Annotated in this window: 26 protein-coding genes; 21 read left to right on the top strand and 5 right to left on the bottom strand. The window is 41.7% G+C overall.

Going from position 1 to position 19,181, the window contains the following annotated elements:
• A partial coding sequence (locus tag ACHHZ7_RS23150) for a DDE-type integrase/transposase/recombinase (protein ID WP_134390872.1) occupies positions 1–195 on the top strand: 195 nt, incomplete at its 5' end.
• A 142-nt stretch (positions 196–337) separates the two neighbouring features.
• Here the strand turns inward: ACHHZ7_RS23150 and ACHHZ7_RS23145 are convergent.
• On the bottom strand, positions 338–985 hold the full coding sequence (locus ACHHZ7_RS23145) for a recombinase family protein (protein WP_024262784.1): 648 nt from the start codon (positions 983–985) through the stop codon (positions 338–340).
• A gap of 336 nt (positions 986–1,321) precedes the next feature.
• On the opposite strand from ACHHZ7_RS23145, the gene ACHHZ7_RS23140 reads away from it, so the two are divergent.
• From ACHHZ7_RS23140 to ACHHZ7_RS23130, 3 genes are all read left to right on the top strand, one after another.
• Positions 1,322–1,984, top strand: coding sequence for an ArsA-related P-loop ATPase (locus tag ACHHZ7_RS23140; protein ID WP_044715119.1), 663 nt, complete (start codon positions 1,322–1,324; stop codon positions 1,982–1,984).
• A 96-nt stretch (positions 1,985–2,080) separates the two neighbouring features.
• Entirely contained in the window at positions 2,081–2,362 is a 282-nt protein-coding gene (locus ACHHZ7_RS23135) for a hypothetical protein (protein WP_015256852.1), read from the top strand.
• 24 nt (positions 2,363–2,386) lie between these two features.
• Complete coding sequence (locus ACHHZ7_RS23130; protein WP_047741502.1) at positions 2,387–3,364, top strand: DUF6685 family protein; 978 nt, start codon at positions 2,387–2,389, stop codon at positions 3,362–3,364.
• Here ACHHZ7_RS23130 and ddp1 (ACHHZ7_RS23125) read toward each other — a convergent pair.
• From ddp1 (ACHHZ7_RS23125) to ACHHZ7_RS23110, 4 genes are all read right to left on the bottom strand, one after another.
• Positions 3,361–3,717 (bottom strand): DNA distortion polypeptide 3, encoded by a 357-nt coding sequence (ddp1, locus tag ACHHZ7_RS23125; protein WP_044715127.1) that lies wholly within the window; start codon positions 3,715–3,717, stop codon positions 3,361–3,363. The two genes, ACHHZ7_RS23130 and ddp1 (ACHHZ7_RS23125), sit on opposite strands and share 4 nt — an antisense overlap.
• Before the next feature lie 173 nt (positions 3,718–3,890).
• Positions 3,891–4,334, bottom strand: a complete 444-nt coding sequence (locus ACHHZ7_RS23120; RefSeq protein ID WP_045282357.1) for a hypothetical protein — start codon at positions 4,332–4,334, stop codon at positions 3,891–3,893.
• A gap of 8 nt (positions 4,335–4,342) precedes the next feature.
• Positions 4,343–5,230, bottom strand: coding sequence for a replication initiation protein (locus ACHHZ7_RS23115; protein WP_226852979.1), 888 nt, complete (start codon positions 5,228–5,230; stop codon positions 4,343–4,345).
• A 1,138-nt stretch (positions 5,231–6,368) separates the two neighbouring features.
• Positions 6,369–6,587 carry a hypothetical protein gene (locus tag ACHHZ7_RS23110; RefSeq protein ID WP_044715134.1) on the bottom strand — a complete coding sequence of 73 codons (219 nt, stop codon included), beginning with the start codon at positions 6,585–6,587 and terminating at the stop codon, positions 6,369–6,371.
• 191 nt (positions 6,588–6,778) lie between these two features.
• On the opposite strand from ACHHZ7_RS23110, the gene ACHHZ7_RS23105 reads away from it, so the two are divergent.
• The 17 genes from ACHHZ7_RS23105 (at position 6,779) to ACHHZ7_RS23025 (ending at position 19,178) form a co-directional block, all read left to right on the top strand.
• On the top strand, positions 6,779–7,294 hold the full coding sequence (locus tag ACHHZ7_RS23105; protein ID WP_044715137.1) for a DnaJ domain-containing protein: 516 nt from the start codon (positions 6,779–6,781) through the stop codon (positions 7,292–7,294).
• Between the two features lie 43 nt (positions 7,295–7,337).
• Entirely contained in the window at positions 7,338–7,880 is a 543-nt protein-coding gene (locus ACHHZ7_RS23100; RefSeq protein WP_047389752.1) for a hypothetical protein, read from the top strand.
• An 11-nt stretch (positions 7,881–7,891) separates the two neighbouring features.
• Positions 7,892–8,158, top strand: coding sequence for a hypothetical protein (locus ACHHZ7_RS23095; RefSeq protein WP_044715141.1), 267 nt, complete (start codon positions 7,892–7,894; stop codon positions 8,156–8,158).
• A complete protein-coding gene (locus tag ACHHZ7_RS23090) occupies positions 8,151–8,390 on the top strand; it encodes a hypothetical protein (protein ID WP_044715143.1) in 240 nt (79 codons plus the stop codon). The genes ACHHZ7_RS23095 and ACHHZ7_RS23090 overlap by 8 nt, the downstream gene beginning before the upstream one ends.
• A 96-nt stretch (positions 8,391–8,486) precedes the next feature.
• Entirely contained in the window at positions 8,487–8,828 is a 342-nt protein-coding gene (locus ACHHZ7_RS23085) for a hypothetical protein (RefSeq protein WP_059347451.1), read from the top strand.
• A 77-nt stretch (positions 8,829–8,905) separates the two neighbouring features.
• Positions 8,906–9,055 carry a hypothetical protein gene (locus ACHHZ7_RS23080; RefSeq protein ID WP_162852120.1) on the top strand — a complete coding sequence of 50 codons (150 nt, stop codon included), beginning with the start codon at positions 8,906–8,908 and terminating at the stop codon, positions 9,053–9,055.
• A gap of 15 nt (positions 9,056–9,070) precedes the next feature.
• Positions 9,071–9,328 (top strand): hypothetical protein, encoded by a 258-nt coding sequence (locus tag ACHHZ7_RS23075; protein WP_044715147.1) that lies wholly within the window; start codon positions 9,071–9,073, stop codon positions 9,326–9,328.
• Between the two features lie 327 nt (positions 9,329–9,655).
• Positions 9,656–10,204, top strand: coding sequence for a DNA distortion polypeptide 1 (gene ddp1 / locus ACHHZ7_RS23070; protein WP_045282359.1), 549 nt, complete (start codon positions 9,656–9,658; stop codon positions 10,202–10,204).
• 2 nt (positions 10,205–10,206) lie between these two features.
• Positions 10,207–11,367, top strand: coding sequence for a MobP1 family relaxase (gene mobP1, locus ACHHZ7_RS23065; protein ID WP_044864205.1), 1,161 nt, complete (start codon positions 10,207–10,209; stop codon positions 11,365–11,367).
• A gap of 355 nt (positions 11,368–11,722) precedes the next feature.
• Positions 11,723–12,214 (top strand): transcription termination/antitermination NusG family protein, encoded by a 492-nt coding sequence (locus tag ACHHZ7_RS23060; RefSeq protein ID WP_044715152.1) that lies wholly within the window; start codon positions 11,723–11,725, stop codon positions 12,212–12,214.
• Between the two features lie 223 nt (positions 12,215–12,437).
• Positions 12,438–13,082, top strand: coding sequence for a lytic transglycosylase domain-containing protein (locus ACHHZ7_RS23055; RefSeq protein ID WP_047389758.1), 645 nt, complete (start codon positions 12,438–12,440; stop codon positions 13,080–13,082).
• On the top strand, positions 13,066–13,356 hold the full coding sequence (locus ACHHZ7_RS23050) for a TrbC/VirB2 family protein (RefSeq protein WP_044715156.1): 291 nt from the start codon (positions 13,066–13,068) through the stop codon (positions 13,354–13,356). Before ACHHZ7_RS23055 ends, ACHHZ7_RS23050 begins: the two co-directional genes overlap by 17 nt.
• A 21-nt stretch (positions 13,357–13,377) precedes the next feature.
• On the top strand, positions 13,378–16,137 hold the full coding sequence (locus tag ACHHZ7_RS23045; protein ID WP_044715159.1) for a VirB3 family type IV secretion system protein: 2,760 nt from the start codon (positions 13,378–13,380) through the stop codon (positions 16,135–16,137).
• A gap of 10 nt (positions 16,138–16,147) precedes the next feature.
• Positions 16,148–16,879 (top strand): type IV secretion system protein, encoded by a 732-nt coding sequence (locus ACHHZ7_RS23040; RefSeq protein WP_395149213.1) that lies wholly within the window; start codon positions 16,148–16,150, stop codon positions 16,877–16,879.
• Positions 16,880–16,887: 8 nt separating this feature from the next.
• Positions 16,888–17,142, top strand: coding sequence for an EexN family lipoprotein (locus tag ACHHZ7_RS23035; protein ID WP_045282363.1), 255 nt, complete (start codon positions 16,888–16,890; stop codon positions 17,140–17,142).
• A gap of 11 nt (positions 17,143–17,153) precedes the next feature.
• The gene (locus tag ACHHZ7_RS23030) at positions 17,154–18,209 is read left to right on the top strand and encodes a type IV secretion system protein (protein ID WP_045282364.1); all 1,056 of its coding nucleotides are present in this window, start codon (positions 17,154–17,156) and stop codon (positions 18,207–18,209) included.
• Between the two features lie 240 nt (positions 18,210–18,449).
• Positions 18,450–19,178: a virB8 family protein gene (locus ACHHZ7_RS23025; protein ID WP_047389762.1), complete on the top strand. Its 729-nt coding sequence runs from the start codon at positions 18,450–18,452 to the stop codon at positions 19,176–19,178.
• The last annotated feature ends 3 nt before the right edge of the window (positions 19,179–19,181 follow it).

Genomic DNA, 19,181 nt, shown 5'->3' with positions numbered 1-19,181 from the left:
GTGATTGAATGCGATCATGGCAAACTGAAACGGATAATCGGCGCCACGCTGGGATTTAAATCCATGAAGACGGCTTACGCCACCATCAAAGGTATTGAGGTGATGCGTGCACTACGCAAAGGCCAGGGCTCAGCATTTTATTATGGTGATCCCCTGGGCGAAATGCGCCTGGTAAGCAGAGTTTTTGAAATGTAAGGCCTTTGAATAAGACAAAAGGCTGCCTCATCGCTAACTTTGCAACAGTGCCCAATAATTTTCGATATCCAAACTGACCCCTATTGAACAATCACACAAGCCAACCAGCTAGGACGGGTAGACATTTTCTTGTGTGTTGTAACTACTTACTCAAAGCACGTTTATCTTCCCTCGATTTTACAGCACTACTAATTGTCCCTCGACTACAGGCCATAATTTTCTGAACCTGGCTCCAAGAACTACCGCTATCGAGCAACCGATTAATTGCATCGTATCGAGCCTGATTGACCTGACGCCCCTTATATTTTCCCTCCTTTTGAGCTTTATTAATCCCCTGCCTTTGACGTTCCCGGCGTTGTTCATAATCACGACGAGCCACAGCAGCCAGCATATCAAGCAACATATCGTTGATTGCAGCAAACATGCGACTATCAAAATCATGGCTCGCTGAAGCAATCCAGGTTGTCGGTACGTTGATGGCCATCACTCGAATATCCTTCTGGCGAATCAACTTCTTCAGGCTGTTCCAGTCTTCACCAGTTAAGCGTGAAAGCCGATCAACATCTTCAATGAGGAGAATATCGTTCTGTCGGCAGTCGTTCAGCAGTCTGAATAATTCCGGTCGGTCGAGCCGCGAACCAGATTCATTCTCGATGTAGTAATTGCAGATGTTAAGGCCACGCTCATCAGCAAAGCTATCGATCGCAGCGAGTGCGCGAGAAGCGTCTTGTTCAGATGTTGAGGCGCGTAAATAAGCCCGGACAAAGCTTTGCGGTACGGTATGAGTCACAATGTCGAACCAGTTCAATTTAGGTTATTAAAGCATAACCATATAGTACCTGTTTCGCATGGTATTTTAAAGGCATACTCAAACCGAACCAAAGAAATGATTCATTATGTGACCACGTCACCTACAGTTACATCAGAAAGACGGTGTAAATCAAACGTAAAGCCATAATGAGCTTTACCATGTAAAGCACACATAAAGACATACTTATCTTTATACTCTATTTACATCGTAAAACATAAAGAGTATAAAGACACTATAAAGACGCCTATATCTTTATAAGTTAAAGACACCGTAAAGACATGAAAAGCTTTACATCGTAAATACGAGGATGCGGAAATGGGAAAAATTTTACTGGTGGTTTCAGATAAGGGCGGGGTAGGGAAAAGCACCTACTCGGCTAACACAGCATCTATGCTGGCAAACAGAGAAAAATCGGTAATCATCCTTAAAACCGATAAGAACAATGACCTTATCAGCTGGAATGAAAAACGCAGGGAGAATAGCCTCCCAACAGTACCAGTCTACGAGGCATACGGTAATGTAAGCAAAGAGATTAACCGCCTGAGCAAGCTGTGCGATGTTCTGATCGTTGACTGCCCCGGACATGACAGCCTTGAGTTCCGTAGCGCACTGACTGTGTCAGATATCATGATAACTCTGGTTAAAGCGTCATCTGACTTTGAAAGTGAAACACTGACGAGCGTAACCGAGAAAGTCCGCATGGCTCAGAAATCAAACGCAGCCCTGCAACCCTGGGTACTACTTACCAGAATAAACCCAAGCAAGCCACGCCACAGAAAAGCCGCTATTGAGCTGGATAAATTATTACGCTCAGACGACGTCTGGATACAGCCACTAAAAAACCGCATGTCAGAATTGGATGTGTTTGAAAGCGCCTGCAATGAAGGGGCAGGGGTACATGATGTAAGCCGCGCCTCCAGTCTGACAACAGCAAAAGCACAGATAGAATTAGTCGCCCAGGAAATAGGGATAATCTAAATATTTCAATCGAATACATAGAAATTTACATTGTAAAGACAACATAAAGACACTATAGTATTTACACTTAGATAGTGTCTTTAATGAGGATTTTGTATGGCTTTAAAATTGAAAACGCCAACCGTTCCGGCGACAGAAGAACAGGCAACAAACGCAGAAACAGCACGCTTTATCTCTGGAGCCACAAGGAAGCCAACACCAGGTAAAGCGAAGCTGGTTAATTTCCGGCTTTCTGAAGCCTTTGACGATATCCTAGAGGCTGAGGCGATCAGAACAGGACAGAGCAGGACAACCGTTCTAAAGGCAGCGCTGGCCGCATTTGATAATCTGGACGAAAACCAGAAAAACCACTGGTTACTGGAATCAGCAAAATTCTAACCATAGAAGCATGGATGATAATCTATGAGATATTTAACCGAATTAATCTGTCAACTCTACAGGTTGACAGATCACCATAAGCTGACCGCTGCAACGTTTAAAAATCTTGCTGATATTAAGTTAGTTGAACCTACAGCGGATGCAGACACCATATTGCAGCTTGAAAATATATTTAGCGAATACTCACTGAGATATATTGACAGGGATCTGGCTGAGATTCTGAGTAACATAATAACTACAGATAAAAAACACTCTCTGGATTTCGATTTTAACAAATTACAGTCTCTGACTGCCTCGAAAAGTTTCGGTTGTGGATGGAACAAGGTAATAAATGGTAGTTGGTTCAAAAACCTTTACTCATGGGGGGAGGGGATGTATCCCGCCAAAAACCTGAAAGCTGAAAACATTTCAGACTGGGAGGATAATATATGGCACATTGAGCATGAAGGTTTCAACCCTCGCGATTCTATCAATGTTACATATTACTCCTGGCTTGACCGCTATGTAGCTTCAAACAGTGGTGGTTCACATCATGCAGCAATGGTTGTATATCAATCTGTCAGAGACAAATTAGAGTATAAAAGAGAAGCGGTTATTGAACAACTGAGCATAAATTCAAACACCGTTGAAATACTTGACCAGAACTACTATTCATTCATATTCCAGATAAAACGCCCTAGTAATAAGACAGAAATTTATACATCAGAATATGAATTTACAGATGCTTTAAAAGAGTTTGTAGAAAACAGATATACTATACTTAATCCTGTCAATTACGTTTCCAGTATTAAATTAGTTTTTATTCCAAAACATGCACTAAAAACAAATGACAAAACTTTCCGTAACTGGTTCTATTCTGCAATTAGTTGCGGGAAAATAATATCATTCCCCGATTATCTGAAAAATCCAGCGCATTACCATACACACCATTACTCACATGAACTAAACTCGATAACACTTGGTGACCCTAGCAGAAAGTATAAACTGAGAGAAGATTCTTAGATTTTATATAAAATAGCAATATTATCATTTGTCAGAAGATCGGACAGGGCCATACATTCAAGAACCACAATACCCGTCCCTGCCAACAAACTGGCATCAGATATCTTATCGAAGCTGATAATCATCATTGGCTTGCGTTGTGTTAAATCAAAGATTACTAATGGTAGTATTACACTGTTAATTGATTCAAATTCTTTAAAGAAAGCATCAGAGCCATACTCACTGGCAGGAAAAAGAATTTCACTCAATCTGATCCCATAAAAAACATGATAGTTTTCTTTGAGGTTTTCCTTTAAAATATTAATAGCTTTTGCGTATTTATCATCAATAAACTCTTTTACATCAAACTTCATAAATCCTCCAACAAGAACCGACTGTAGGTCACCGGGCAAACGAGTAAAATGCTAGCATTTTGCGGCGTTTGCCCTATCCTGCATCGCATTGAAAAGAACTCACATCGCGCACTATGCTAAACCGATGGTATAAGGCAAACATGCACAGTGCAAGCAGGCAGCTTGCGACTGGTTCACCGCGACTCATCATCAGGTGTCTCCGTGCTTGCTTCTTTCGCATCAGGAACCAGGAGACGATACCACGGCATTTTTTTGTTTATCAGCTCCATTAGGGGAGTGGCAAACAAACTCAATCCCCACAGGCTTACGATAACAGGGATCGTGAAATTATGTGGTGTCCAGAACTGGCGCTCAAGGTGAAACCATGTGACGACACAAACCATCCCGCCAATCCAGAAAATAGCCTTACTGAAAGCCCCCAATACAGCCAGGGTAATAACAGAAACTACATGCAGTGCGCCAGCTGTGACAAGGCGAAGATAAAAACAGAACCATTTAACGTGTCGGATAAACGGATTGCCCGTTTTTACTCTACGTTGCTTTTTACGTTCCCTGTCAATTTCATGCCTTAGTTTGTCTCGCTCTGCGCCCAGCGGGAAATCATAGATTTTAGCCATAACTCACCTCATTTCTTTTTGGGTGGTACTTTTCTATCAAACTCCTCAAGAAAAGCAGAATCATCATCGTCAAATAACTCTATAGGAAAATCAGAGCCTGATTCGGCAAATTTATCTTCATCTATAGCGTATTCAAATCGTAACTTACTAACTTTCCTTCCTTCTTTTTCATCGACAACGCAAGACAGGAAAGTCACCTCAGTTTTTTCTTTTATTTCTTTGATAGCCTTATTTATTACCTCTCGCTTGAATATAGGGTACTCTGGATACTTATATATAATATCTCCATTATCATCAATATTGTAAGCAATAAGTTCATCCTTCAACTCTTCCAGAGATAGGCTAAATGAATTTTTCCCTTTAAACGTTGAGTAATTCTTCCTAATTAACTGATACAATGACCACGAATACTCCCCTCTCAATTTTAATGAGGACGCAATTAGTTGTGTTGTGAATTTATTTTCCGCCCCAATTAATCTTGATATATAAGGCGTGATAGTGTATCCAAATCTTAGAATTACAAATCCCTCATTTTGGTTATATGCACAATAATCAGTAATCGATAAGTCAAGGCGGTCGATGTTTTTTGAATTTGGAAGACCAAGTTCCTTTGCTAATTCCTTCATATCATTCCCCGTAAGGGAAAGTTTACTGACATTTAACAATTCAGCACCTTCCTTGACTTGCTTATAAGCAACAGAAGGATGTATTCCGGCTATCTTTGCGTACATATCAGCCCGAATTTTAAAGGTCTGCCCCATTTTCATTTCTTTTTTTGGATCAACATAAACCAAGGCCAGACACAGAACCCTTTTGGCTGCCAATGGAAGTTGAGCCAGAGTTTTATTTATTTCGTTCCTGTGACGAATCTTCGTTTTTTCAGTTACATTTTTCATAACTTTTATTCTCATAAAACCTCTCACTAAAGAGTAGCCACATTAACATGATGAAGTTATTTTTTCCATCATGTTTATTCGCATTTATCATCATGTTTGTCCGCTTAGCGACTCAGCGAAACCAGACAGGCTCCAGCCAATGTGCTCATAAAACGCACGCCTTGATGACTTCACATACAAAGATCTTCAGATATGAAGCTTTTAAATCAAGCTGTTAATAGCGTCGCATTTTCCATCATGTTTCGTCGCATTTTCCATCATGGTAAAACGCATTTTTCATCATGCCTCGTCGCATTTCCCATCATGTTTAATCGCATTTATCATCATGTTTCATCGCATCCACCATCATGTTTAGCTTATTTTTCCTATATATATCAGATAATTAAAAACCTCTAATTCTTTAAGATCTTTAAGAAAAGAAAATATATATAAGGCTTTTAATGCACAGTACCTGTGGATAACTCAGCATAAACCCAGAGGATAGATCCTTCTAACCTTCGGAAGTTGGAGCAAAACATAAGGTGTTCATATTTTAGCCATTGAGTGTACGTGCTCTCTGTCAGAGCAGCAGATATTCCGCTTCCTCGCTTTGGCTGTTCGTTCCTCGTCGCTATGCTCCTGCGGTACGCCTCAGCCAAAGACTGCGGCGAGCGGTGCCGTTTCTCGATCACCTAGGTCTGAGAAAAGGTGAGAAGAATTTTAACTAAAAAAAAATAGATGTTTTAAACTTTTAAATCAAAGAGATACATTGAGCAAAGATAACTTAAAAGTAAGATGATTTTTAAGTTATGCGTAAAAAACGGGAAAGGATCGTGGAGTGATCCTTTTTAGATCCAGCACTAAAACGCACTCAGAAGCCCTCAGAGGCGTTTTAAGTGAGTTTACCCCGACGAGGGTTCAGCAGAACGGGGTAAACCCGCTTAGAACAGCATACAGCTCGTTTAACGTAACAAGCTGGAAATTGACCAGGAGTGAACTCCGCTTACATGGGATGCCAGCAAAATTTTACGACCGGCAATGATGGTCAGTTACTTTTTGCTGGCTATTGTCGCCCAGCAGCTGGCGGCCTGATTGTTTTTTTGCTGTCAGAGTTCGTCAGGCATCAATTGGTTTCAGCTACTCGCCACGTAATGCGCTGCTAACGCACCTCATAACGCGCAGATACAGCGCCCCGCGCCAGTGCTTCACACTGCCCCGGCGTACCGTTCGCCAGCTCACGCGCTAACTGCGACAGGCTAAACGCCGTCTGATAGTCAGAAATTGGCTTAGCAGGGGAGAGGAGGTTATTGCTCATATCCAGGCTTGTTGGTTCGCCAATACTGGCGAACGTCCCCGGCGCGATGTAACGAGTATGCAAAATGTGACAACAGTTCGCGCCTCTTTGAAACACGGTTCAACAGCGTAAAGCATTCGCTGTCTTTATAGTGTCTTTACACTACAAAGCAATCAAAAACAATTGTATTACCATCATATGATGGTATACTGAATTTGTTGGTTGGGAATGGCTCCCTACCTTAATCCAGCAGCCCAAACGGGCGGGAGAAAAGCATGAACATTCAGGAAGCATTAAACGTCTTTGGTTTATCTGGTGAATTGACTGAAAAGGATATCAAGGCTGCATATAAAAAAGCGGCTTTAAAATATCATCCAGACCGTAATCCGTTAGGCGCTGAACTGATGAAAGCTGTAAACGCTGCTTTTGATTTTCTGATGGCAAACATCGATAAAATTAATTCGTTTCAGAGCACCGATGAAAACGCACACTATAACTACGGTGACGATATGGAAAGCGTGTTGAACGTACTCACCGGGTTATCAGGTTTAGTTTATGAAGTTATAGGCAACTGGATCTGGATTAGTGGGGAAACTCGCGAACATAAAGACACGTTGAAAGAAATAGGTTGCAAATGGGCAGCGAAGAAAAAACAGTGGTTTTACCGTCCTGAAGAACATAAGAGCCGCTGGAACCGAAAAGAACACAGTATTGATGAAATCCGCGAGATGTACGGCACTGCCGGGAAGCGTAAAGCAGCTGGCAGGCAGAAAGTAGAAAACAGAGCATAGTTAAAACGGGGGCGAAAGCCCCCAACACTTTAAAGGTGAGTTTATGAAATCATTTTTCTTGCTCTATCGGCCTGTTTTTGAAATCGTCTGCCGTATCCTGGGGAACGGCTGGCGCGTAAACCTGCTGGATGATTGTCAATATCGTATAAAACTAACGTCGCCACGATTTAAAAATTATTCTGTACACATTCGAATGGACAAAGGAAGGTTAGCTATCATAGGCAGCGTGGATAGCCGTAACTGGCGTAGTCCATGTCATACATGCACTGTATCACCACAGCGTAACCCCGTAGAGATAGCCGCAGATATTGAAAAGAAAATACTTATAAATGCATTACACGATGTTGAAACTTCGCGAGAGTATGAGAAGAAACTACAGAAAAAGCGGGAAGAAAGGCAAATACTGAAAGGCATGTTGTCACAACTTGTTAAGCTTGAAAACTGGCACGGAACGTTAACAGGGTTTAAAGCTGTAAATGGTTTGAATGGGCATGTGACAGAGCGTGGTGATGGTTATGAAGTCCTGATTCGGGGATTGGACATAGATCAGCTCGTAAAGTTATCCGGCTTAATTAAACAACTATGAAGGTAATTATAATGGATGAAATACTGAGTGACAGAAAAAACAAAGGTAATGTTACATACAGAATTGTTGTTTCTGAAGATTCAGGACGCATCTTCATCGAGCTGGAAAAACTGATGAAGGTTAGAGCAAAAGAATCTGAAAAGAAAACAACAAAAAAGATTGTTTATCAGCAGTCTTTTTTCAAAGATGAATTTGATAGGGTAAAGAATGAAATTGAAGACCCAATATTATTGCAATTTTGTGTCGATACATTGTTGAAGGTGAAAAAATATGATTGATAAACCAACGCCGGAAGAGGTGAAAAACGCTCGCATTAAAGCTGGATTTACACAGCAGGAAGCCGCAGATCGTTTTGGCTTCACTTTGTCAGCATGGCAGGCTAAAGAAACTACCGGAAAAACTTCACGCGGTTTAGCAGCCGGTACTTATGAAATGCTTTTACTCCTGGCTGATGAACATCCTGTTTACCAACTTGTAAAGCGTGGAGAAATTCTAAAAGAAAGGGATTAAAATAATTGCATTACCATCATATGATGGTATACTGAATTTGTTGGTTAGGAATGATTCCTTGCCTTAATCCAGTAGCCCAAACGGGCGGGAGTAAAAATGAAAACTTATGCCATCGATTTTAAATCAGTAAACGTTAAAAAAGAAACCATAAACTGCATATCCTTCATCCAGTCAGAAACACTTTTTCTTGCCATTCATACATTCGAAGAAAAAAACCGGGGTCGTGGTTACATTACTTTGTCTGTTCGCGAAGTAGATAACAACGAACTTAGCGCGATTAACTCACTTAAAAAGAACGTAACATTCTGGTTCAACGAATGTGGCCTGTCAAAAGAAGGCGTTTTAAGAGAGATTGAATCATGGTTCAATTTTGCCTTCACAACGAAGGAGCAGAATGAAGCTAAAAGAGAGGTGATTAATCTTTTGAATAAAAACTGATGTTTTAAAAGAAGGTGGTATCAGGTTGTTGGAGCAACCTGATACCGTGACACTCATTCCCACGCGAGGAATATCTAATGTCGGAACGTATGCTATCAGCAATACAGGCTGTTGAAAAGGGCGCTCGCCCTGTCTTTCCCATCATGCCGTTCTCTGCATTCCCTGAGTTCATGGATCAGCTCAAAAAAGCGCTGGAAAGACGAGCGCATAGATTCACTGGTAAATGAAACATTGGAGGTTTTATGACAAAGCAGGAGTTTTTAACTTTTATCAGTGATCAACAAAAAGAAGGTGCGGTTCGTTTTTCCCTTGCATTCAACAGTAAAGGTGAAATAGTCATTCACTGGACGAATAAAGAAGGGCTGAGGGTTTGGAGAGTTTTAACCGGAAACAGAGGGAAAAGACCAAGCCACGCAAACAGGGAAAGAATGAGCAACTTACGCCGCTGGTTGTGTGATGCCCGTCAGGGCATGGTAGGCGACACACCAGACCCTGAATAGTTTCACACGTCATGAATCGCCGAAGCCCTCCCGTTTGCGGGAGGTGCTTTTTTATATACTCTGCAAGACAGCGCTTGCGCCCCCTGCCAGACCGTTCGCGTAGCGAACCTTATCCCACATAGCTCACAGCCATTGAGATGTTTCCGGTCGTAGACAAGCGAAACCTTCAGCCATGACAGCCCTTCAGTTTTGCTTTTTCCTCGACGCTGAAGCACAATTCAAGACTAGTACTAGATCACAGCGATGCAGGATAGGGCAAACGCCGCAAAATGCTAGCATTTTACTCGTTTGCCCGGTGACCTACAGTCGGTTCTTGTTGGAGGATTTATGAAGCAAATTAATTTCAGACTAGAAGAAAAACAGCATGATAATCTACTTGAATGTCTGAAGGTTATTTATCCAGATGAGCCTGGTTTAACTGTTGCTAAAGGCATGAAATTGCTTGCCAGTGCTTTACTTAAAAGCAAAGTAACAGAAGATGATAATGATAACTTTATGCCAGATACTAATGATTTTATCAAAACTACAATGTATTTAACAATGAAACAGCGGAATAAAATAGAAAAAGCCGCAAAGCGTCATGGATGGACTTTGTCCAGAGAGTGCCGCTACCGTATTCAGACCACCTTAGATAATGAACTGGATTTCTTTGATCAAGAACTTCTTATGATGAATCGGTGTCGCAATGCTATCGATAAAGTAGGCCGGAATTTTCACTACATCATCCTTAATGATCAGGCAAGAGTTCTTGATAAAGATGGGTTCTATCAGGATGCAGAAAAGCTTAAAACAGAAATCATTAATCTTAAAAGTGAGTTTGAAAACTACATAATGTTATGCAAAGGTCGAACTGTATCTAATAAGGTGGAGGTGTAATAATGGGCGTTTCCGTTGATAAAGAATACCGGGTAAAACGTAAATCCTCTGAAGCTGGCCGCAAATCTGCTTTTGCCCATAAAGTGAAAAATGGTGGTAAGAACTATCAGCGTAACGTACAGGAACGTATCAACCGAAAGGGTGCCAGTAAGGAAGTGGTTGTAAAAATATCAGGCGGTGCAATCACCCGACAAGGGATAAGAAACAGTATTGACTATATGAGCCGGGAATCAGAATTGCCCGTGATGAGTGAAAGCGGCCAGGTATGGAAAGGTGACGAGATACAGGAAGCAAAAGAGCACATGGTAGATCGTGCAAACGACCCTCAAAATGTAATGAACGATAAGGGTAAAGAAAATAAAAAGGTGACACAAAATATCGTGTTCTCACCGCCTGTCTCTGCAAAAGTGAAACCAGAAGACTTGCTTGAGTCAGTCAGAAAAACGATGCACAAGAAGTATCCAAACCATCGCTTTGTTCTTGGGTATCATAACGATAAAAAAGACCATCCTCATGTTCATGTTGTTTTCCGTATCCGTGATGAAGATGGAAAGCGTACCGATATAAGAAAGAAGGATTTAAGGGAGATTAGAACTGGTTTTTGCGAAGAGCTAAAACTTAAAGGTTATGACGTTAAGGCAACACACAGGCAGCAGCAAGGACTTAATCAGTCTATCAGGGATGCTCACAGTACCGCTCCTAAGCGACAGAAGGGCGTTTATGAGGTTGTGGATGTTGGTTATGACCATTACCAGCATGATAAAACGAAGCCGAAGCAGCATTTCTTGAAACTGAAGACCCTTAACAAGGGGGTTGAAAAGACATACTGGGGGGCTGATTTTGGCGATCTTACATCACGAGAAAATGTTAAGAAGGGCGATCTTGTTAAGCTTAAAAAACTCGGTCAAAAGGAAGTAAAAATACCTGCACTTGATAAACATGGTGTTCAACATGGCTGGAAGACAGTCCATCGTAACGAGTGGAAGCTTGATAATCTTGGTGTTAAAGGTATCGATAGAACCCCTTCATCAAGTAAAGAACTGGTGCTTAACAGTGCTGCAATGCTTCAGAAGCAGCAGCTCCAGATGAAACAGTTCATCCAAATCAAACAAGCGATGCTCCAGAACGAACAAAAGATGAAGATTGGTATCAAATTAGGATAATTTCAAAAGCACTTGTAACTCATTGAATAAGATCGATTTATTTTATCACGAACTCCATTTTAAAGAAAAACCAACTACAGCTTAAAATTTTAGTTAAGTCATCTGTGAAAAGATCCCATCACGATCATTTGATCTGTCTTTTGTAATATATAAAGATAAATCATCTTAATATTGTTATTTTTGCAGCATAAACAAAGTGCGATATGAAGTTATGGCGATCGAAAGATCTACTTAACGGATTGAAAGCAGCACAAGTAGCTGATAAAGTCACTTCGAGATTAAAATTTGTCCTTTTTCTTTTTCTTATCCACTTCGGGGTCATCCGAGTCGAGAGAGCGCATGAAAGGAAAAATCTATGAAATGGTACGTTTTGCAATTTACTACGACGAGGTTTGCTGCTGTTTTCTCCCATCTTGAACAGCATAACTTTTCTTACTACTGCCCTATGATTTCAGAAAAGTATCGTCGCCCGGATAAACAAATCTCGTTCAGAGAAAGGCTGTTACCACTTTTCCCAGGGTATCTTTTCATCCAGGCCGATTTTGAAAAAATTCACTCATCTACTATCACCGCATTACCTTATGTTCAGCGGTTTATTGCTTTTGGTGGAGAGCCGTTACCTGTACCTGATGAGGAAATATTTAACGTACAACAAGGAGAACGGAATCAACTTAGCCATACTAACGCCCCCCGTTTGGTGGAAATAATGCTGATGGATGATCCAAGGAAGAGAAGTATAGCCATGCTCAACTACATCACAGAAAAAAGCTTAACCCACAAAATGAAACGGAAGAAAAATGACTGTTACCAGAAAAAAGACTTCAAGCAAGCGCAAGCCTCAACGTAATACCCTCTATCTCCCTTCTGACGTTCGTGATGAAGTTGAGCGAATCGCTGTTGAGATTAGCTACCGCCGGGGAAGGCGTATTTCTGACTCTGGTTTTGTGCAGTATCTCATTAAAACATGTTCACAAAAGGCAATAGATGAACTCATAAACGGAGCCGATATGGACTCCGAAGAGTAATCGTTCTGCCGATCTGTTCCGTGCTGTTCTGGCCGGGAGTAATCAATGTTATCTACCTCAGCTTTTATCGCGCTTGCTATGCAATGCGCCGCCAGCGTTCATCCTGATACTGCTCATGAAGTTGCAAGGGTTGAATCTGGCTTTAATCCTTATGCTATAGCCGAGATTATACCGAAAGGTGAGCGTAAGCCCGGTGATAGTGGCGTAATTTCTTATTTCCCAAGTTCTAAGGAGGATGCACTAAGCATAATAAAAAAAATTGAAGCTAGAAATCACCGTTATTCAACGGGTCTTATGCAAATAACAAGCACTAATTTTTCTAAATATGGCGTCAATGCAGAAAAACTTTTCTCGCCGTGTACAAACCTTACCGTATTCGAAAAAATCATGCTTGATTGCTATCAAAGGGGAGGGAGTTTAAAAAACGCTCTTAGTTGTTATTACTCTGGAAATTTTGTAACGGGGCAAAAATCTGAATTAAATTTTAATAATACGAGCTATACGCAGCGTATTGGTTATAGCCGTCCAGACAACAAAAAGGTATGGGCTGTTCCATCGGTTAAGGATGAAATAGGAAAGGAGACTGCAACACAGGACATTACGCGAAAAGAAACTACTGTTTATCCAAAATATGCCATGCGTGGCACCGTATCAGATGAAAAGGAAACAAACGATGTTGAAACTGAATAAACGTTACTTAACACTCACTGTCTTTATGGCTGCCTTAATGCTTTGTGTTGCGGAACCAGCTTTTGCTGATGATGTATCTACAAAGACTACCGGTTTTTTACAAAAGATCATTGATTTCCTTACTGACTTGAGAAAACCAGCAATCACCATTATTTGCTTAGGTATTGCATATATTGCGCTGTTTGCACGTCAACATATGACATGGATTTATCCTCTGATTATCGGGATGATTATCTTTATCATTGCTCCTTACGTACCGGACTGGTTGTCATAAGTTAATCTCAGGGGCGTAAATATGAGTACTCTTTTTAAAGGGCTGACACGCCCCGCTTTAATCCGGGGGTTGGGCGTTCCGCTCTACCCCTTCCTTGGAATGTGCCTTATTTCTGTATTACTTGGTGTATGGATTCATGATGCAATGTATGCACTCATATTGCCAGGGTGGTATGCCATCAAGCGAGTAACACAGATCGATGAGCGTTTCTTTGACCTGCTTTATCTACGAACTGTAATCAAAGGTCATCCCTTGTCAAACAAACGCTTCAGTGCCGTCCATTATGCGGGGAGCCAGTATGATGAAGTTGATATTTCCAGAGTGGACAATTTTATGAAGCTGAAAGACCAGTCTTCTATTGAGGAGCTGATACCGTACTCTTCTCATATCACAGATAATCTAATCGTCACAAAAAGCCGTGATTTGCTGGCTACCTGGCATATTGACGGCGCTTACTTTGAATGTGTTGATGAGGAGGATCTGACGTTACTGACAGACCAACTCAACACGCTTATTCGAAGCTTTGAGGGTAAGCCTGTGACGTTCTACACACACCGTGTTCGTGTAAAGAAAGAGGTTCAGTCTTCATTTAACAGTAAAATCCCATTTGTTAACCGGGTTATGAATGATTATTACCGTTCTCTTTCTGAGCCTGAATATTTTGAAAACAAACTTTATCTGACAGTCTGTTATAAGCCTTTCAATGCTGAAGATAAAGTTTCACATTTTCTTTCAAGGAATAAGCGGAATAAAAATATTTTTGATGAACCCATTAACGACATGAACGAAATTTGTGGCAGACTTGATACTTATCTGTCCAGGTTCCACTCTCGCCGTCTTGGTTTGTTTGAAGAAAATAGCAAGGTATTTTCTGACCAACTTTCCCTTTTTCAGTATCTGCTATCCGGGAAGTTTCAAAAGGTAAGAGTAACTAATAGTCCTTTTTATACTTATCTTGGCGGTAAAGACTTGTTTTTCGGTAACGATGCAGGGCAAATTACAGCTTCTGATCACGCCAGATATTTCCGGTGCATTGAAATAAAGGATTACTTTCAGGAGACGGACGCCGGAATTTTTGATGCGCTGATGTATCTCCCTGTTGAATATGTCTTTACATCGTCTTTCACTACGATGGATAAGCAAGCCTCCATCAAGGCGCTGGACGATCAGATTGATAAGCTTGAGATGACTGATGATGCGGCTAAATCATTGCTGGCTGATTTGCATGTTGGTCTGGATATGGTTTCCAGTGGTTACAACTCTTTTGGTAAGAGTCACCAGACGCTGATTGTTTTTGCTGACACGCCGGAACGTCTGGTTAAAGACACCAATATAGTGACCACAACCCTTGAAGACCTTGGGCTTATTATCACATATTCGACCCTGAGTCTTGGGGCTGCGTATTTTGCTCAGTTACCGGGTAATTATAACTTGCGCCCTCGCTTGTGTACCCTTAGCAGTCTTAATTTTGCTGAAATGGAAAGCTTCCATAACTTCTTTACAGGGAAAGAAAAAGGGAATACCTGGGGTGACAGATTAATTACCTTGCGCGGTTCTGGTAATGATATTTATCACCTCAACTACCATATGACCACGGAAAACCAGAATTTCTTTGGTAAAAACCCAACGCTGGGACATACGGAAATTCTTGGGACATCAAACGTAGGTAAAACTGTCCTTTTAATGACGAAAGCATACGCCGTACAACAGTACGGTGCGCCGGAGTCCTTTCCGTCTAACCGAAAGGTCAGGAAACTGACCACTGTTTTTTTTGATAAAGACAGGGCGGGTGAAGTCGGCATTCGCGCTATGGGAGGTGAATATTACCGGGTTAAGGGTGGCGCACCGACCGGGTGGAATCCAGCGGCTCTGAAGCCAACCAAGCGTAACATCGCTTTTATGAAGGATTTGATAAGACTGATTTGTACGCTTAATAACAATACCCTGGATGATTACCAGAACGGCCTGATTTCAGATGCAGTTGAGCGTTTAATGGCAAGGGAAGATCGTTCATTCCCTGTCAGTAAACTTATTCCGCTTATTCTTGAACCAGATGATGCAGAAACTAAGCGTCATGGTATCAAGGCTCGTCTTAAAGCGTGGAAACAGGGAGGTGAATACGGCTGGGTCATTGATAATCGCACAGATACTTTTGACGTATCCAATCTGGATGTTTTTGGTGTTGATGGTACGGAATTTCTGGATGATAAAGTTGTTGCCCCGGTAGCTTCGTTTTATCTGATTTATCGCGTAACAATGCTGGCCGACGGCCGACGACTCATTATTTATATGGATGAGTTCTGGCAGTGGCTGAACAACGATGCTTTCAGGGATTTCGTTTATAACAAACTCAAGACTGGACGTAAGCTGGATATGGTGCTCGTTGTCGCTACGCAGTCGCCGGATGAGCTGATTAAAACGCCGATAGCAGCTGCTGTTCGTGAACAGTGTGCCACACATATCTATCTTGCAAATCCTAAAGCCAAGCGTGGGGAATATGTCGACGGCCTACAGGTAAAAGAGCTTTATTTTGACAAAATTAAAGCTATTGACCCGCTTTCGCGTCAGTTCATGGTGGTCAAAAACCCACAGCGGCAGGGCGAACGCGATGACTTTGCAGCCTTTGCAAAGTTAGATCTGGGTAAAGCCGCTTATTATCTCCCGATTTTAAGTGCTTCTACGGAGCAGCTGGAGCTGTTCGATGAAATCTGGAAAGAAGGGATGAAACCGGAAGACTGGATTGATATCTATCTTGAACGTGCCAATCGTGGAATTAATTAAGGTGAATATGATGAAAAAACAATTTCTGGCCGCAACGCTCATCTGTTGCTCGGCAAGCGCCTTTGCTATAGGTAGCGCGGTGATTGTGCATGATGCAAAGTCAGCGTTAGATACGGCGGCGCAGTGGGTAAAAGAGGCCAAACAGTGGGAGAACGAGCTTACGGCCTATAAGGACGAGCTGTTAACGAAAACAGGTATCCGTGACGTTCAGGGGCTGGTTCAGGACGCACAGTCTGTCAGTAAGGAACTAACACAGATTTACGACCAGGGTAATGCATTTATCGATGACTACATTAAAAACCCTGATGCTGTGCTCTCTGCGCAGGCTAAATCGCTGCTTTCCGACTACAAGGTAACGGATACCTGTAAAGGGCTGGGGTACACAGGTAACCAGGTTCGGGGCTGTGAAGCGACGTTCCTGTCCCAGCTGGCAGGGGTTGAGTACGGTAATCAGCTTGAAGAAAAGCTGCGTAGCGACAACCAGTCGATGAAAGACCTTATCGACCAGGTTAAAAACGCGAAGGACACAAAAGCTACGCAGGACGCGACTAATGCTGTCTCTCTGGAGAACCTGAAGTTCGAGAAGCTCAAATTTCAGTATGAAATGTATCGCGATAAGCAGCGCGATCTTGCAGAATACAAGGAGAACATGCTACAGGCTGCTTTTCGAGAAAAGCAGTTAAATGCAGAAGAGCCATCTTTTAAAGGAGCGTTTTCTGCAAACGATTATCAGATGAAATAAGGAAAAACATGAAACAGATGAAAATTGCATTTTTGACTGGTGCTGTTCTTATTCTTGCTGGATGTGAGGATGTTAAATCTGCTGATTGGTGGCAAGAACATCATCTTGAGGCCGAAAAGAAGGTGGCTGAATGCAAGGCTTCTGGCAGTGATAGTGACAATTGTCAAAATGCTAAAGATGGATTGTTTAGATATAAGCAATTACATGCAGCAGAACCTTCCTTTAAAGATGCATTTAAGGGGATTGTTAAAGATAAAAATTAACGGGAGCTGTTATGGCAACCTCTGATTATTTTGAAACAGCCCGTGATGTTATTGTAAGTGTTCTTGACCAGTCTTTGGCTGGTCAGTTAGATAGCTTTTCATCAATAGCATACACGCTGGGAAAGTATGGGATATCGATATATGTTTTGTGGTATGCCTATACAGTAGTCGTAGGGAAGCAGAAATCTCATGTTCAGGATTTTATCTGGAATTTATTTCGTTTTTGGCTGATTCTTGTTTTTGTCAGAAATATGGGGGGTTGGTTAGATAGTGCAAATCAGGCTATAGATGGATTGAAAACAACATTTGCCGGAGGAGATCCTTGGAAGTGGCTTGATCAGTTATGGACAAAAGTTCTTGAAGTTGCAAAATATCTTATGTCAAAAGACACTTCTAAATACGTAAAAACTGATGGTTCTATTGCTGCTTTGTTGACGTATGCAGGAGGGATATTAGCTATGCTACTTACCTCGATTGTTTACCTTGCAGCAGAGGTTACGCTAAAAGTACTTTCTGTTACAGCGCCTCTTTTTATTCTTTGCCTGTCATTCGGTTTTTTACGTCAGATGTTTAATAGCTGGCTTCAATTAATATTCAGCTCATGCTTTATATTTCTATTTGGAGGTCTGGCGATTAAAGCTGGTATGACTTTCCTTAACGGAGTGCTATCAGTCTCAATAACTAATGTAAATGAATTGAATCTGATATCTACAGGTGCTCAGGCTGGGGTTGCAGGGTTATTTATGGCATGGATTATCTGGCAGGCCAAAACCTATGCTTCACAGCTCGCTGGTGTTGGCGTTGAGGGGGCATTGCAGGGAGCTGCTGCTATGGGGATAGGTGCTGGCGTATTTGGTGCTTCCCGCATGGCGCGTGGTGCTCTTGGCATGGGGAGAAACGCAGGTATTGGCGCATGGAAGGGCATTAGTCGTCAGAAAGGGGGGCTTGGTCAGTCTCCGGGAATGTCCGGTAAGCTGGGTAATCTGACCGGGCAGGGGTTAAACATTGGTGCAAAAAAACTGCGTAGTGCCGCAATCGAAATGGCTAAGAAGAAATATGGAGGATAGGTGAATAATTTATTATATATGTTTATTTTCATCTTTTTTATTACTGCCTAGTTGATAATGTCTTTTTTTTACCAGTTAATCCCACTCTATTTTCTCACTCATCTTTAATCTCAGGTTTTACTATGAAACTAATTATCACGTTTTTCGTGACGCTTTGTCTGTTTGGTTGTCAGGCGTCGCACAAACAACCTCCGGTTTCCGGGAAAAGCGAACCTGTTAATTCAGCAGAGGTAATGCGCAATGGGGTTTAAAATTCTAGAATTAAAACTACCCGGTTTTAATAAGAAAAAAGAAGTAACGGACTCTTCAACCACATTTGAAGAGAAAAATGTAGTGTTACAGGAGAAAATGAACCGCATATATAAATTTGGTGGTATTGCCGGGATGGCCGTTGGTGTGTTGTCGTTGCTTGCCCTGAATGGTGCGCTTCCGTTAAAGAGTACGGTTGTCGAGGCTTATCTTATTAATGGTGTCACTGGCGTTGCTGAAAGACTGACTTCTGTTAAAAAAGAAAATCTCTCTGAAAATGAAGCGCTGGCAAAATACTTTATCACTCAGTACGTTAAACGTCGCGAAGGTTATAACTATTTTAGTCTTCAGCATGACTATGATTATGTATTGCTCTATAGCGCTGAAAATGTGGCAACTGAATATAATGCTCTAATCAATAGCAGTAATTCACCTAAAGTCATTTACAGAAAAGCTGAAAGAACGGCTACCGTGCAAGATAAGCCGTCTGTCATTATCAGCCCGTCATCCCGTCCTGATGATAAGGATATGGGGGCATATGTTCGCTTTAAACTAACCGTCAGGGATGTGGCGACAGGCCAAAATAATGATGAATACTGGAATATCCGGCTAACTTACCGGATTGAGCCACAGGTCGAAATGGCATCGGGTGAACGTAATAATAATCCGCTCAAATTCGTTGTAACCAGCTACGTTCGCGATAAAGAAGTTAAAGGGTGAAAA

This window comes from Citrobacter freundii complex sp. 2024EL-00216 (genome assembly GCF_043945515.1).
GTDB lineage: Bacteria > Pseudomonadota > Gammaproteobacteria > Enterobacterales > Enterobacteriaceae > Citrobacter > Citrobacter portucalensis.
The sequence above is the reverse complement of the archived record's forward strand: the minus strand, read 5'-3'. Positions and strand labels throughout refer to the sequence as shown.